At 69.8% G+C, this 13,770-nt stretch carries 15 protein-coding genes; 8 read left to right on the top strand and 7 right to left on the bottom strand.

Features of this window, described 5'->3' with window-relative positions:
- Positions 1–3: 3 nt before the first annotated feature.
- The 3 genes from MKK49_RS11680 to MKK49_RS11670 form a co-directional block, all read right to left on the bottom strand.
- On the bottom strand, positions 4–576 hold the full coding sequence (locus MKK49_RS11680; protein ID WP_244028497.1) for a F0F1 ATP synthase subunit delta: 573 nt from the start codon (positions 574–576) through the stop codon (positions 4–6).
- A gap of 299 nt (positions 577–875) precedes the next feature.
- Positions 876–1,571: a DsbA family protein gene (locus MKK49_RS11675; RefSeq protein ID WP_244028495.1), complete on the bottom strand. Its 696-nt coding sequence runs from the start codon at positions 1,569–1,571 to the stop codon at positions 876–878.
- Positions 1,572–1,637: 66 nt separating this feature from the next.
- A complete protein-coding gene (locus tag MKK49_RS11670) occupies positions 1,638–2,267 on the bottom strand; it encodes a 2-hydroxychromene-2-carboxylate isomerase (protein WP_244028493.1) in 630 nt (209 codons plus the stop codon).
- Between the two features lie 185 nt (positions 2,268–2,452).
- Between MKK49_RS11670 and MKK49_RS11665 the strand changes: the two genes are divergently transcribed.
- The gene (locus tag MKK49_RS11665) at positions 2,453–3,694 is read left to right on the top strand and encodes an argininosuccinate synthase (RefSeq protein ID WP_244028490.1); all 1,242 of its coding nucleotides are present in this window, start codon (positions 2,453–2,455) and stop codon (positions 3,692–3,694) included.
- Between the two features lie 48 nt (positions 3,695–3,742).
- On the opposite strand, the gene MKK49_RS11660 is transcribed toward MKK49_RS11665, so the two are convergent.
- From MKK49_RS11660 to mtgA, 3 genes are all read right to left on the bottom strand, one after another.
- A complete protein-coding gene (locus MKK49_RS11660) occupies positions 3,743–4,312 on the bottom strand; it encodes a hypothetical protein (protein ID WP_244028487.1) in 570 nt (189 codons plus the stop codon).
- Between the two features lie 49 nt (positions 4,313–4,361).
- Positions 4,362–5,366 carry a DUF4424 family protein gene (locus MKK49_RS11655; RefSeq protein WP_244028485.1) on the bottom strand — a complete coding sequence of 335 codons (1,005 nt, stop codon included), beginning with the start codon at positions 5,364–5,366 and terminating at the stop codon, positions 4,362–4,364.
- Positions 5,367–5,510: 144 nt separating this feature from the next.
- The gene (mtgA, locus tag MKK49_RS11650) at positions 5,511–6,272 is read right to left on the bottom strand and encodes a monofunctional biosynthetic peptidoglycan transglycosylase (RefSeq protein WP_409565066.1); all 762 of its coding nucleotides are present in this window, start codon (positions 6,270–6,272) and stop codon (positions 5,511–5,513) included.
- A gap of 37 nt (positions 6,273–6,309) precedes the next feature.
- On the opposite strand from mtgA, the gene MKK49_RS11645 reads away from it, so the two are divergent.
- The 7 genes from MKK49_RS11645 (at position 6,310) to MKK49_RS11615 (ending at position 13,172) form a co-directional block, all read left to right on the top strand.
- Positions 6,310–7,272, top strand: a complete 963-nt coding sequence (locus MKK49_RS11645; RefSeq protein WP_244028483.1) for a polyprenyl synthetase family protein — start codon at positions 6,310–6,312, stop codon at positions 7,270–7,272.
- Positions 7,273–7,367: 95 nt separating this feature from the next.
- The gene (gene leuB, locus MKK49_RS11640; protein ID WP_244028482.1) at positions 7,368–8,477 is read left to right on the top strand and encodes a 3-isopropylmalate dehydrogenase; all 1,110 of its coding nucleotides are present in this window, start codon (positions 7,368–7,370) and stop codon (positions 8,475–8,477) included.
- Positions 8,478–8,584: 107 nt separating this feature from the next.
- Complete coding sequence (locus tag MKK49_RS11635; RefSeq protein WP_244028481.1) at positions 8,585–9,757, top strand: transglycosylase SLT domain-containing protein; 1,173 nt, start codon at positions 8,585–8,587, stop codon at positions 9,755–9,757.
- A gap of 227 nt (positions 9,758–9,984) precedes the next feature.
- On the top strand, positions 9,985–10,515 hold the full coding sequence (locus MKK49_RS11630; RefSeq protein ID WP_244028777.1) for a response regulator: 531 nt from the start codon (positions 9,985–9,987) through the stop codon (positions 10,513–10,515).
- A 95-nt stretch (positions 10,516–10,610) separates the two neighbouring features.
- The gene (locus MKK49_RS11625) at positions 10,611–11,531 is read left to right on the top strand and encodes a transglutaminase family protein (protein WP_244028480.1); all 921 of its coding nucleotides are present in this window, start codon (positions 10,611–10,613) and stop codon (positions 11,529–11,531) included.
- A 75-nt stretch (positions 11,532–11,606) separates the two neighbouring features.
- A complete protein-coding gene (locus MKK49_RS11620) occupies positions 11,607–12,413 on the top strand; it encodes a transglutaminase-like domain-containing protein (protein WP_244028479.1) in 807 nt (268 codons plus the stop codon).
- Positions 12,414–12,518: 105 nt separating this feature from the next.
- Positions 12,519–13,172, top strand: coding sequence for a L,D-transpeptidase (locus tag MKK49_RS11615; RefSeq protein WP_244028478.1), 654 nt, complete (start codon positions 12,519–12,521; stop codon positions 13,170–13,172).
- 85 nt (positions 13,173–13,257) lie between these two features.
- Here the strand turns inward: MKK49_RS11615 and MKK49_RS11610 are convergent, their stop codons facing one another.
- Positions 13,258–13,614 carry a hypothetical protein gene (locus tag MKK49_RS11610; RefSeq protein WP_244028477.1) on the bottom strand — a complete coding sequence of 119 codons (357 nt, stop codon included), beginning with the start codon at positions 13,612–13,614 and terminating at the stop codon, positions 13,258–13,260.
- Between the last annotated feature and the right edge of the window lie 156 nt (positions 13,615–13,770).

The raw sequence follows: 13,770 nt of genomic DNA, 5'->3' as shown, positions 1-13,770 counted from the left end.
TTCTTACCGGGCTTCCCGCATCGCAAGGCGAATTCCGTTGAGCTTGGTCCGCAGGGACGCGTCGACCATGCGGCTGCCGATCTTGACGACGAGGCCGCCGATCAGGCTCGGGTCGATCCTGAGATCGAGGTCGATCTCGGCGCGGGCGACGTCGCGCAGGCTGGCCTTGATCTCCTCGATCACCGCATCCGAGGGACGCTCGGCGACGCTGACCTCGGCGCGGACGATGCCCTTCGATTCCCGCACCAGGACGCGGAAGGCGCGGATCATGTCCGGCAGGGCGAACAGGCGGCGGTTGGCGGCGGCGAGACGGATGAAGTTCGCGCCGAGACCCGTGATCTCCGCCTTGTCGAGGATCGCCCCGATGGCGGCCTCCTGCTCGGCGCCTGAGAAGACCGGGCTGCGCACGAGCCGGCGCAGGTCCGCACTCTCGCTGAGCAGGGCGCCGAAGCGCTCCAGGCTCTCGGCCACGCCGTCGACGGCGCGCTCGTCGCGCGCCAGCTCGAACAAGGCCGACGCGTAGCGCGCTGCCACGCCTGCAACCGGAGAAGCCGCCTCGGAACCGTTCTGCGCCACGCGCCGCTCTCTCTTCAATCCGGCCCTAGGGTTCCGGCCGCCGTGTACCGTGTCCGGCGCAGGCGTGCGGAACCGTCAGGATTGGGAACGTGCCGGTCTGCGCGAGTCATGGAAAAACCCGCCCTTCCGGCGCGGCGAGGGCCTAGCATGCGGGTTGTGGAGGCGCAAGACGAACGGCCGCGCTGGCGCGGGACAGCCGAAGAGCGAAACGCGACCCGAACGGGGACGCGCCGGCTTGTGCGGTGCGATCGTGCGCCGAGGCATCGCTCGCGCCAAACGGTGGCGAAGGTGAGGCGGGTTCAGCAGGCGATCCGGTCGCAGCGCCGGGTGGCGGCGATCATCCGCGCGAGGGATTTCGCGCCGGGATGGCCGAGGAGTCCGGTGTTGCCGAGCACGTAGGACGGGGTCGCGGCCAGCCCGAGATCGGCCGCCATCCGCATCTGCGCCTTGAGGGCGAGGCGGACCTCCTCGCTGTCGCCGATGGTCTCCAGTTCGGCCGACGGTACGCCGAGCTTGGCCGCCGCCTTGAGGGCGCCGGTTCCGTCGATGGTGCCGCGTCCCCCGAGCAGCGTCCGGTAGAGGCTCCAGGCGGCGGCCGAACCGAGCTTGCGCTGGACGGCGAGGGCCACCTTGGCGGCCTGGGCCGATTGCGGCGACAGGATCGGGTTGTTGACCAGACCGATCCGCAGGGTCGGGTCGCTCTCGGCCAGAGAGACCATGTCGGCGGCGGCCTTACGGCAATACGGGCAATTGTAGTCGAAGAACTCGTATAGGGTCGTCTCGGCCTCGGCCGGTCCGACATAGGTCACACCCTTGAGCCCCGAGATCTCGCCGACGATCTCGCCGGGCAGGCGGGTGTTGGCCACGGGCCGGCCCTCGTCGCTGTCGACCTTGTAGGCTTGGCCGTAGCCCTGGGCGAAGGCCCGGCCGGCGCCCGCGAGGCCGATGCCGAGGCCGGCGGTGGAGGCGAGGAAGTGCCGACGGTCGAAGCGCATGGGGTGGCCCGGAAGCGAGGAACGATCGGGCCGGTTTCTAGTCCCGTTCGGGCCGGGACGAAACGTCTACTCGCGCATCGCTCCCGGACGATCGCCCGCCGCCCAGGCCAGGGCCTGTTCCAGGCGGTCGTTGCCCCAGAACAATTCGCCATCGCCGGTGAGGAAGGTCGGCGCACCGAAGATGCCGCGCGAGCGCGCCTCCTCGCCGTTGACGCGCAGACGCCCCTTGTTCGCCTCGGCCGCCGCCTGTTTCAGGATGATCGTCCCGTCGAGGCCGAGGCCGTTGAGGAGGGCGACCACCGCCGGCGGCTCGGCGATGGACTGGCCCCGCGCGAACTCGGCCGCGTAGACCGCCTTGGAGAACGGCACGAGCCAGTCGTGGTCCATGCCGTAGGTGGCCGCCCGAGTGGCGCTGAGGCTGTTCTGCGGGAACGGATCGGGGCGCGTCACCGGCGGAAGGCCGAGGCGGGCGGCCTCGCGCTCGAAGTCCCGCCACATGTGCCGGCCCTTGGCGGGATAGAGGTTGAACGGCGACGAGTTCCACCCCTGCGCAGCGAAGATCGGGCCGACGAGGAAGGGCCGCCAGCGCACCTCGACCCCGGCGGCATCGGCCAGAGCTTCGATCCGCATGGCCGAGAGGTAGGAGTAGGTGGAGGCGAACTCGTACCAGAATTCGAGGGTCGGCCGGCGCGGCATACGTCGAATCTCCGGGATTTGAGAGGGAACGAGCTTCGCCCGTCACGGTGGTTCCGGCAAGGCCGCAGAAGCCGTGTCCACGGGGAGCGAACGCGCCCACGGCACGACGGTTGCACCGATCGGCGGTCCGCTGATAAGCCGCGACCAGCCCCTTCCGATACCCGTTCCAACCTGAAGCGAGTCCGATGACCGACGCGAATCCGAAGCCCGTCAACAAGGTCGTGCTCGCCTATTCGGGCGGCCTCGACACCTCGATCATCCTCAAGTGGCTGCAGACCACCTACGGCTGCGAGGTCATCACCTTCACGGCCGATCTCGGCCAGGGCGAGGAGCTGGAGCCCGCGCGGGCGAAGGCCGAACTCCTCGGCATCAAGCCCGAGAACATCTTCATCGAGGACCTGCGCGAGGAATTCGTGCGGGACTACGTCTTCCCGATGTTCCGCGCCAACGCGGTCTACGAGGGGGTGTACCTGCTCGGCACCTCGATCGCCCGGCCGCTCATCGCCAAGAAGCAGATCGAGATCGCCGAGCGCCTCGGCGCCGACGCCGTCTGTCACGGCGCCACCGGCAAGGGCAACGACCAGGTCCGGTTCGAGCTCGGCTATTATGCGCTGAAGCCCGACGTCACCGTGATCGCCCCGTGGCGCGAATGGGACCTGAAGAGCCGTGAGCAACTCATCGCCTTCGCTGAAGCTCACCAGATCCCCATCGCCAAGGACAAGCGCGGCGAGAGCCCGTTCTCCGTCGACGCCAACCTCCTGCACGCCTCCTCCGAGGGCAAGGTGCTGGAGGACCCCGCCGACGAGGTGCCGGACTACGTCTTCTCACGCACGCTCTCGCCGGAAGAGGCGCCCGACACGCCGACGATCATCACCATCGGCTTCGAGAAGGGCGACGCCGTCTCCATCGACGGCGAGGCGCTGTCGCCCGCGACCCTGCTGGCCAAGCTCAACCAGCTCGGCCACGACAACGGCATCGGCCGCCTCGATCTCGTCGAGAACCGCTTCGTCGGCATGAAGAGCCGGGGCATGTACGAGACGCCGGGCGGCACCATCCTGCTTCCGGCCCACCGCGCCATCGAGTCGATCACCCTGGACCGGGGCGCGGCGCACCTGAAGGACCAGATCATGCCGCAATACGCGGAGCTGATCTACAACGGCTTCTGGTTCTCGCCGGAGCGGGAGATGCTCCAGGCGCTCATCGACAAGAGCCAGGAGATGGTCACCGGCGAGGTCCGGCTGAAGCTCTACAAGGGCGGCATCCACGTCATCGGCCGCACCAGCCCGAACTCGCTCTACGACCAGGATCTCGTCACCTTCGAGGAAGGCGCCGTCGCCTACGACCACCGCGACGCGGCGGGCTTCATCAAGCTCAATGCGCTCCGCCTGCGCACCCTCGCCCAGCGCAAGAAGAAGCTCGGCGCCTGAGGAACGCGAACCCTCTCCCCTCCGCGGGAGAGGGTCTTCATTGGATCTTCAGGCCGCGACCCAGCCGCCCCCACCCCGCCGGAACATCCCCGGCCCGAGGTCGGCGTAGCGCAAGAAGATCTGCAGGGCGGGCTGCATCTCGTGGTGCAGGGTCGGCGGCTCGGACGCGGTGCCGTAAGGGCGCGCCACGTCGATGGCCGGCACGTCGCGGGCCGTATCCCAGAGCACGTTCAGCGCCTGCACCAGGGCGATGTGCTCGGCGCTGACGTCGAAGGTGACGTGCTCGGGCGTCTCGCCCGTGGCCTCGTCGCGAAACACGTCGCCGACATCCGTCGGATCGAGCTTGGCCAGGGTGTTGTGATAGGCGTAGCGCCCCGGCTTCAGGACGGCGTTCGCGCAGAACACCGCCAGGCCGTCGCCCAGCGCCCGATGCTCCTCGTCGGCCCCGTCGTCGTCGCCGGTGACGTTGAAGATGTCGCCGTCCCGGTCGGTGCTGCCGTAGGGCGCATCCGGATGGACGACGGGGGCGCCGGCGCCCTCGCGGTTCCAGGCCACCACCATCCGGCGGATCAGCGCGATGCGCTCCAGGGTGAGTTCGAAGGTCTCGGCGTCGGTCATCGCGTGTCTTTCTGCATCGCGCGTCTTTCTGGAAGCGTTCCGGCCTCCTCTAACGGATGCCGAGGGCCTCCGCATCCGGGGAGACGAAGAGCACCCGCAGATCGGAATCGGGCACGTAGTCCGTGGCGGTGAAGGCGAAGGTGGTCGGTCCGGTCTTGGCGATGCCACTGCGGCACAGGCTCACCAGGGTCTTGGGGGTCCCCTTGTCGATGGTGAGCGCGAAGGTGCCGATGCTGCCCGCCCAGTTGCGCGCCGTGGTGACGATGTAGGGGACCACGACGGCGTGGATCGTGGCGTCCCGGCCCTTGGTCTCCCGATCCTTGGCGGCGAGGAGACGGCGGATGCCCGCGACGCCCGCGTCGTCGAGACAGTGGCGGGCGCGGAAGGCACGGTCGTCGAGGATGGTCCGTTCGATCAGGAGGCTGCCCTTCACCGGCCGGTAGGCGTGCTCGATGACGAGGTCGCGTCCCGCCGGAAACACCTGCTCCCAATGGAACTTGGCCTCGCTGCGCCACTGCCCCCCGTCCGGCCCTTCCTCGGCCAGGACGAGCCCGGCTGCCACGAGTTCGGCCTTCGCCGCCGGCGTCAGCTTGGCCAGGGCCTTGCCGAGATCGTCGCGCCGCATGGGGTTGAGGGGGATGGCGTGCTTGCGCAGGAGGTCGCCGACCTCCCGGGTGCCGAGGAAGGCCCGCTCTTCGAGCTGCGGGGTCAGAGTCGTGCCGTCCGCCGTCACGGTGAAGCCGACGAAATTGGCGCTCGATTCGTTGGGGAGGCTCTGGGCCGAGGTGACGAGTTCGGCGCCATCGATGGGGGGCAGCGGGAACGCCACCCGCACGGTGCGCGGGTTTCCCGAGCGATTGCGGAAGACGTAGCGCACGGTGATGCGGTCGAGGCCGATGCGCAGGTCCTCCCGCGTCAGGGCGATGTCGGGGTCCTTCACGAGGACGAGGCCGCCGGCGTCGAGTTCGGCGGCGCTGTCGTTGGCCAGGGCGGGCGAGGAGATCAGGGTGGCCGACAGCAGGGCGGCGAGGACGAAGCGCGGCGTACGGATCATGGCGGGAGGACGTCCGGGATCGGGAGCGGCGCCGATTCGCCGATCGGACCACGCGATATCATGCCGGACGCGACGGCGACGCTCCAAAAGCGGGCTCGGTGTCGGGCCGGTCCCCGGTCGGGATCCGTGTCTCGGGAGGGAGGCCTACCGCTTGAGGCACCCCATCAACCCGGCCACGCCGTTCATCCGCGCCTGGATGCGCGCGGCTTGGGCCCGCACGCCGCGCGACGGCAGGGCCGGATTGCGCAGGATCGGGTTGGGCAGCACGGCGGCGAGCAAGGCCGCCTCCCCGCGCGTGAGGTCGCGGGCGGGCTTGCCGAACCAGCGCTGCGCGGCGGCTTCGGCCCCGAACACCCCCTCCCCCCACTCGGCGACGTTGAGATAGACCTCCAGCATCCGGCGCTTGCCCCACAGGGCGTCCGTCGCCAGCGCCAGGGGGATCTCCAGGCCCTTGCGCAGGACCGAGCGGCCCGGCCACAGGAACACGTTCTTCACCGTCTGCATCGAGATCGTCGAGGCGCCCCGGCTCGGGCCCTCCTCGTCGTCGACCACGTCGCGCAGGGCGCCCCAATCGACGCCGTTGTGAAGGCAGAAGCGCTGGTCTTCCGACGCGATCACCGCCTGCACGAGATGGGGCGAGATCGCCGCCAGGGGCACGGACTGGCGATCCACGGGCTTCAGCGCGACCCATCGGCCGAGCATCAGGGTTGAGGGCGGGGTCACCGCGCTATAGACGAGCGCCATGACGAGCAGGAACCCCAGGACGAGGGCGGGCACCAGCATGGCGAGGCCGACGAGCCGGCGCAGGCTTCGGCCGCGCGCCGGGCGCGTGGCCGCCTGGACCGGCCTGCGGCGCAGGGGCTGTTCGGCACGCTCCGCCTCGTCCTGAATCCGAACCTCCCCCACTCGCACCACGTTCCCACTTCCGAAGGCCCGCCCGACCATGACGTCAACGCAAGGATCCCACGCTTCGGTCAAGGCGGATGCCCCGGTCGATGCGTTTTCCCACAGGCTCGCCACGGTGGCCGACGCCGTCGAGGCCTGGCTCGCCGACCGCCTGACCGTCGAGACGCAGCCCGGCGAGATCACCCGGCCGGTACGGCTCATGGAGGCCATGCGCCACGCCGTGCTCGGCGGCGGCAAGCGCCTGCGCCCGTTCCTCGCCGTCGAGACCGCCCGCATGCTCGGCGGGCCTGAGGCGGGCGCCCTCGCCGCCGGCTCGGCCATCGAGCTCGTGCACTGCTACTCCCTCGTCCACGACGACATGCCGGCCATGGATGACGACGACCTGCGGCGCGGCAAGCCGACCGTCCACAAGGCCTATGACGAGGCCACCGCCATCCTGGTCGGCGACGCGCTCCAGACCCTGGCCTTCGAGGTCCTGGCCGATTCGGCCTGGCAGCCCGACGCCGCGATCCGCGCCGACCTCGTGCTCGGCCTCGCCAAGGCCTCGGGCCTCGGCGGCATGGTCGGGGGCCAACTCCTCGATCTCGGGGCTGAGGGGCGCTTCGGCCCGGTCTCGCTCACCGTCGACGACACCCTCCAGCTCCAGGCCATGAAGACCGGCGCGATCCTGGCCTTCTCCGTGGAGGCCGGCGCCATCGTGGGCGGCGCGACGCCGGACCAGCGCCGCGCGCTGCTTCGCTACGGCCACGCGCTGGGCCAGGCCTTCCAGATCGCCGACGACATCCTCGACCGCGAGGCCTCGGCCGAGGCCATGGGCAAGGCGACCGGCAAGGACAAGGAGGCCGGCAAGGCCACTCTCGTCGATCGCCTCGGCCTCGAGGGCGCGCGCGCCGAGTGCGACCGTCTGGTCGGCGTCTGCGAGGACGCCGTGTCGGCGTGGGGCGACAGGGCGCAGATCCTGAGGGATGCGGCGCGCTTCACCGTCGCGCGGAAGGTCTGAGCCGACACAGTCTGAGCCAACCCGGGGAGCTCCGGCTCCACCGCGATCCATCGAACAGCGTCCGACGGGACGACGAACCGAAGCGAGTAGATCCCATGACCAACTACAAGCTCCTCCTCCTGCCCGGCGACGGCATCGGCCCCGAGGTGATGGCTGAGGTCGAGAAGGTGATCGGCTTTCTCGGCCAGGCCGGGATCGCCGCGTTCGAGACCGAGCACGACCTCGTCGGCGGTTGCGCCATCGATGCCCACGGTGTGGCGCTCACCGACGCGGCCCTGGCCCGGGCGGACGCCGCCGACGCGGTGCTTCTGGGCGCGGTGGGCGGTCCGAAATGGGCGGAGGTCGCCTATGAGATCCGCCCCGAATCGGGCCTGCTGCGCCTGCGCAAGGATCTCGGCCTGTTCGCCAACCTGCGCCCGGCGATCTGCTACCCCGCACTCGCCGACGCCTCCGCCCTCAAGCGCGAACTCGTCGAGGGCCTCGACATCATGATCGTGCGCGAGCTCACGGGGGGCGTCTATTTCGGTGAGCCGAAGGAGATCACCACCCTCCCCGACGGTTCGAAGCGCGCCGTCGACACCCAGGTCTACACCACGGGGGAGATCGAGCGCATCGCCCACGTCGCCTTCGATCTCGCGCGCAAGCGCTCGGGCCGCGTCGCCTCGGCCGAGAAGCACAATGTCATGAAATCCGGCGTCCTGTGGAAGGAGGTGGTCACCCGTGTCCACCAGGCCGATTACGCCGACATGGCCCTGGAACACGTGCTGGCCGACAACTGCGCCATGCAGCTCGTGCGCCGCCCCAAGCAGTACGACGTGCTCGTGACCGACAACCTGTTCGGCGACGTGCTCTCGGATGTCGCGGCCATGCTCACGGGGTCGCTCGGCATGCTGCCTTCGGCGTCGCTCGGCGCCGTCGATGCCAAGGGCTCGCGCAAGGCCCTGTACGAGCCCGTGCACGGCTCGGCCCCCGACATCGCCGGGCGCGACCTCGCCAATCCGCTCGCCATGATCGGGTCCCTCGCCATGGCCCTGCGCTACTCGTTCGGCCTCGGCGAGGCCGCCGATCTCCTCGACGGCGCCATCACGGATGCCCTCGCGAATGGGGCCCGCACCCGGGACATCGCCGCGGAGGGAACGCAGGCCCTCGGCACCGCCGGGATGGGCGACGCCGTCGTGGCCGCCCTCAAGGCTCGCATCGCTTAAGGAAAAGTCGGGTGCCACGGCTTCGCCACAAGCGAGGCCGTGTTGTCGCCACATCTGTCAAGATAATCTGTCCCCAGAGTTACCAGCCGCGGGGACGAGAACAGCACATGCAGGGTCGCACGGTCGGATCGTCACGGACTGCCCTCGCCACCGGCCCCGTCAGGGGTCCCCTGCGCGGGCGCTCGGCGGCGAACGCTGTGTTTCCGGCCTCCGACGCCCTCACCCTCGGGGGCCGGGTCGGCCGCGAGCATGGCAGCCGCACCGCCCTCATCCGCTCCGTCCTGTCGGTGACGCTGCTCGCGGGCGGCCTGAGCGTCGCCCTGCTGAACGGCGTCGGTCCGAACGGGGCGAGCCTCGGTGGCGTGGTGCAATCGGCTCAGGCGATGACCACCGTCGCCATGCCCCGGCCCCGCGTCCAGATCGCCCCACCCGCCATCCTCGGCACGCCCGCCAGCGTCCTGACGGCTTCGGCCGCCTTCGCGCCGATCCACGACCTCGACACCGAACTCGGCTCCAATGCCGTCGACCGTGTGTCCTACGACTTCCTCATCACCGAGAGCGCGGTGGGCGACCCCAACGACATCCTCGAATTCGGCCCGATGAAGATCCGCCGCCACCTCGTGCAGAAGATCGTCCGCGCCGCCCAGGCCGTACAGACCGACCCCGTGCTGCTCATGGCGGTGGCCGACAAGGAATCGAGCTTCAAGACGGAGGTGCAGGCCCAGACCTCCTCGGCCACCGGCCTGTTCCAGTTCATCGAGCGGACCTGGCTCGGCGTCGTGCGCGATTTCGGTCCCAAGCATGGGCTGACCCAGGACGCGGCCCTCGTGGTGACCGGCGACAACGGCCGGCCCGCCGTCAACGACCCCGCCGAGCGCACCCGCATCCTCGAACTGCGCCGCGACCCCTACCTCTCCGCCCTCATGGCCGGCGAGATGCTCAAGCGCGACGCCGCCCGCATCGCGCTCCGCATCGGCCGCGACCTGTCGCTGGGCGAAGTCTACCTCGCCCATTTCCTCGGGCCGGACGACGCGGAGGAGTTCCTCGCCACCGTCGCCGACAAGCCCAAGGCCGCCGCCGCCCAGATGCTGCCGGGGCCGGCGCGGGCCAACAAGACGATCTTCTTCGCCGCCCAGCGCGGACGCCGCAAGGCGACCAGCCTTTCCGTGGCCCAGGTGCACGAGAAGTTCGAGGCGATGATGAGCGCGCGCGGCGCCCGCTACCGCGATGTCCGCTCCGTCGCCGGTGTCATGGCCTACGCCGACGCCTCGGCGGACTGATCCGACGGCCCCCTCCGGGCACCTATCGGATTCGCGGAATCGGATTTTTGAGCAACTGAGCGCGCCGTCCCGGCTTTAATGTCCGTGTGTCCGACCCTCGGGCCACCGCGAGACACCAACGTTGGAGGCTCCGCTTGGCCGACCTTGAGGCCGATACGAACGGCATGCCGCAACGTCGCGCCTCGGAGGGACGCGCGTCCGGTCCCGCCGAGACCCTGAGCCCAAGCCTGTCCCTCGACCGGATCGGCCAGGCGCTGGCCTCGTTCTATGACGACCTCATCGCCGAGGGCGTGCCCGAGCATCTCGCCGCCCTGGTGCGGCAGGTGCGCCAGCCCGAGCCCCCGCCCGCCGCCGCCGCACGTCCCATCGCCGCCAAGTCCGGCAAGCTCGCCCTCGTGGTGGAGGATGACGCCGCCACCCGCGCCCTGGCCGAGGCCCTGCTCGAGGAAACGGAGCTCGGTGTGGTGGGGTGCGACAGCGCCGAGGCGGCGATCGCGATCATGCGCGAGCGCGGCGGCGACGTCTCACTGGTCTTCGCCGACGTGCATCTGGCGGGTGTGATGGATGGTGTCCAGCTCGCCTCCGCCATCGCCCTCCTGTGGCCGACGACCCGGCTCGTCGTCACCTCCGGCCAGCGCACGCAACGCCCCGCCGCCCTCGCCCCGCAGGCGGTGTTCATTCCCAAGCCCTGGCGACCCATGGACCTCCTCGGCGAGGCGGAGCGGGCCCGCACCGAACCGCAGCCCGTCCTGCGTTGAGGGCGTCTTATTTTGCGGCGCAGCATCTCGCCTGGGCGCACCTCTTGCATTAATCGGAACCGAGGCCGCGCTGTTCGGCGTGGTGGAGCCGATCCGTGCCGATCCTGTCCGTCCGCCACATCACGACCTACCGCTACCGTCAGCCCGTGGGTTTCGGCGAGCACCGGATCATGTTCCGGCCGCGGGACAGCTACGATCAGCGCCTCATCGCCGCCGCCCTGAAGATCACGCCCGAGCCCGTGTCGCTGCGCTGGATGCACGACGTGTTCGGCAACTGCGTCGCCGTGGCCGCCTTCCAGGGCCGGGCTTCCACCCTCGTCTTCGACTGCGCCATCACCCTCGACCACACGCCCGAACTGGCGCCGGACTTCCCCCTGGCGCCGCACGCGGCCTTCTATCCGTTCGGCTACGGCGCCGACGACATCGCCGATCTCAGCCGCTCCATGGAGCGTCAGCACCCCGACCCGCGCAACGAGGTCGACGCCTGGGCGCGCGGCTTCGTACCATCTAGGGGGCGGATCGCGACCCAGGAGCTTCTCGCGGAGATGACCCGCAGCGTGCGGCGCAACTTCGCCTACCTCGCCCGCCAGGAGAAGGGCGTGCAGGACCCCGTCACCACCCTCCGGCTCAAGCGCGGCAGCTGCCGCGACTTCGCCGTGCTGATGATCGAGGCCGTGCGGGCGCTCGGCATGGCCGCCCGCTTCGTCTCCGGATACCTCTACAATCCGCGCGGGGACCGTGAGCGCCATGTCGGCGGCGGCTCCACCCATGCCTGGGTCCAGGTCTACCTGCCGGGCGCCGGCTGGATCGAGTTCGACCCGACCAACGGCATCGTCGGCAACCGCGACCTCATCCGCGTCGCCGTCGCGCGCGACCCGCGCCAGGCGGTCCCCCTGCACGGCTCCTTCTTCGGATTTCCCGCCGACGATCTCGGCATGACCGTCAGCGTCGCCGTCGACGAGATCGAGCCGAGCGTCAGCGATGCCCGGGCTCCGGATCCCATGCTGGCGCGTTGACGGTCCGATTACTGCATTCCCCGGATATTCCCCTGGGGACACGGCATTTCAGGTTCGAGAGATCGGGTGAGCGTCATGAAGATCAGGACTGGGTTCGACATCGCCTTCGAATCGGTTCAGCCGACCCCCATGATCCTGGCGTTGAGCGTCCATCCCTCGCGGATGCCCGATCTGCTCACGCCGCACGTGATCACCTTCGACCCGCCGATCCCGTCGCAGGAGTACCGCGACGTGTTCGACAACATCCTCACGCGGATCGTGACGCCGCCGGGCCGGCTGACGATCTCGGCCGATTTCATCGTGCAGGATTCCGGACAGCCCGACATCTACGCGCCCTACGCCCAGCAGATCGAGGTCCAGAACCTGCCTGCGGACGTCCTCGTCTACCTCCTCGGCAGCCGGTACTGCGACACCGACAAGCTGTCCGAGACCGCTTGGTCCCTGTTCGGCGGGACGCCCATGGGCTGGGGCCGGGTCCAGGCCATCGTCGATTACGTCCACGAGCGCATCCGCTTCGACTACATGTGCGCCGATGCCACCCGGACGGCCTGGGACGGCTTCATGCAGCGCCAGGGCGTGTGCCGCGATTTCGCGCATCTCGCCGTCGCCTTCTGCCGGTGCATGAACATCCCGGCGCGCTACTGCACCGGCTACCTCGGCGATATCGGCATCCCGCCCGTCCCCGACCCGATGGATTTCTCGGCGTGGTTCGAGGTCTATCTCGACGGCGGCTGGTACACGTTCGACGCGCGCCACAACACCCCGCGCATCGGCCGCATTGTCATGGCCCGGGGCCGGGACGCCACGGACGTCGCGATCACCACGAATTTCGGTTACGCCCACCTCGCCCGCTTCGACGTGCACACGGACGAGGTGTTCTGACCGCGCTCGATCCGGGGAGAAACGAAATCTTCAGGGCCTCGTGGAACCGGCAGCCTACGCTTACGCTTGTATAGCAAAGGTTACGCTTCAGGTAAGGCATCAACGATGAAGACCTTCGCCTCCGCCCTCGCGGGCATTCTCAGCGTCTGCGTTCTGTCCAGCGGCCCGGTGCTGGCAAACCCCTACGATCCGTTCGGCGCCGAAGCCGGCGAGGACTATTACGCCGACCCCGTCTACGGCCAGACCGGGGCCAGCCCCTACGGTTACCAGGGCACCGTCGGCCAGGGCGTGCAGGCGGCCCCCCAGGCGCAGGTGGCGCCGATCCCGCGCGAGATCGTCGCCTTCCGCGGCGACTACAAGCCCGGCACCGTCGTGGTCTCCACCGCCGAACGGCGCCTGTACTTCGTGATGCCGAACGGCGAGGCGATCCGGTACGGTGTCGGCGTCGGTCGTCCCGGCTTCACCTGGTCGGGCACCAAGACCGTGACGGCCAAGAAGGAGTGGCCGTCGTGGACCCCGCCGGCCGCGATGATCGCGCGCCGTCCCGATCTGCCGCGCTACATGGCCGGCGGCGTCGAGAACCCCCTCGGGGCGCGGGCCATGTACATCGGCAACACCGAGTACCGCATCCACGGCTCCAACGAGCCGGATACCATCGGTCAGGCGGTGTCCTCCGGGTGCATCCGGATGACGAACGAGGATGTCACGGACTTGTACGAGCGCGTCCGTGTCGGTGCCAAGGTCGTCGTGCTGAACTGATCGCTTCGGACCGGGATACGACCCATCCGGAAACGAAAGAGCCGCCCCTCGGAAGAAGGGCGGCTCTTTCGCGTTCGCCGTCGCCCTACGGCACCACCCTCCCGACGGCGGTCTGCGGCGCGCTGAATGACGCGATGGGCATGTCGCAGAAGCAGCGGACCCCGAGGGGGCGCGGACCCGGCAGCGGGCAGGAATACGGCTTGAACCCGGTGAGGCCCGACTGGACGGCATCGCAGTTGAGGCCCGTCGCGGCGCGGCGCGGGGCCGGGCGGGCGTAGGGATCGTCGTAGCCGCGGCGCGGCGGCGGCCCGCGATCGTCATAGTAGCGGCGCGGCGGCGGCCGGTCGTAGCCGTCGTCGTAGTATTGCGCGCTGGCGCCATGGGACCCGAGCGCGGCGGCCAGGGCCGCGGCCATCACGCTGATTCGGTAGGCAGGTCGCATCGGATACGCGCTCCTCGATCCATCCGGTCCGTCGCGGGCGGGACGCCCGGCGGGGCGCAACCGTTAAACCATCGCCTTGAGAAGTGGAATCCGGTCTGCCGAACGGGCGATGCGAAAACCGCTGTCCGGAACCGTCCGGGGCGGGACCGGCGCTCG

Source organism: Methylobacterium sp. J-090 (assembly GCF_022829345.1).
Classification (GTDB): Bacteria; Pseudomonadota; Alphaproteobacteria; order Rhizobiales; family Beijerinckiaceae; genus Methylobacterium.
The sequence above is the reverse complement of the archived record's forward strand: the minus strand, read 5'-3'. Positions and strand labels throughout refer to the sequence as shown.

Excerpts from the sequence above, each read along its gene's own strand:
- MKK49_RS11675 (WP_244028495.1), bottom strand. The coding sequence starts at position 1,571 with ATGCGCTTCGACCGTCGGCACTTCCTCGCCTCCACCGCCGGCCTCGGC.
- MKK49_RS11670 (WP_244028493.1), bottom strand. The coding sequence starts at position 2,267 with ATGCCGCGCCGGCCGACCCTCGAATTCTGGTACGAGTTCGCCTCCACC.
- MKK49_RS11665 (WP_244028490.1), top strand. The coding sequence starts at position 2,453 with ATGACCGACGCGAATCCGAAGCCCGTCAACAAGGTCGTGCTCGCCTAT.
- MKK49_RS11660 (WP_244028487.1), bottom strand. The coding sequence starts at position 4,312 with ATGACCGACGCCGAGACCTTCGAACTCACCCTGGAGCGCATCGCGCTG.
- MKK49_RS11655 (WP_244028485.1), bottom strand. The coding sequence starts at position 5,366 with ATGATCCGTACGCCGCGCTTCGTCCTCGCCGCCCTGCTGTCGGCCACC.
- MKK49_RS11645 (WP_244028483.1), top strand. The coding sequence starts at position 6,310 with ATGACGTCAACGCAAGGATCCCACGCTTCGGTCAAGGCGGATGCCCCG.
- leuB (WP_244028482.1), top strand. The coding sequence starts at position 7,368 with ATGACCAACTACAAGCTCCTCCTCCTGCCCGGCGACGGCATCGGCCCC.
- MKK49_RS11635 (WP_244028481.1), top strand. The coding sequence starts at position 8,585 with ATGCAGGGTCGCACGGTCGGATCGTCACGGACTGCCCTCGCCACCGGC.
- MKK49_RS11620 (WP_244028479.1), top strand. The coding sequence starts at position 11,607 with ATGAAGATCAGGACTGGGTTCGACATCGCCTTCGAATCGGTTCAGCCG.
- MKK49_RS11615 (WP_244028478.1), top strand. The coding sequence starts at position 12,519 with ATGAAGACCTTCGCCTCCGCCCTCGCGGGCATTCTCAGCGTCTGCGTT.
- MKK49_RS11610 (WP_244028477.1), bottom strand. The coding sequence starts at position 13,614 with ATGCGACCTGCCTACCGAATCAGCGTGATGGCCGCGGCCCTGGCCGCC.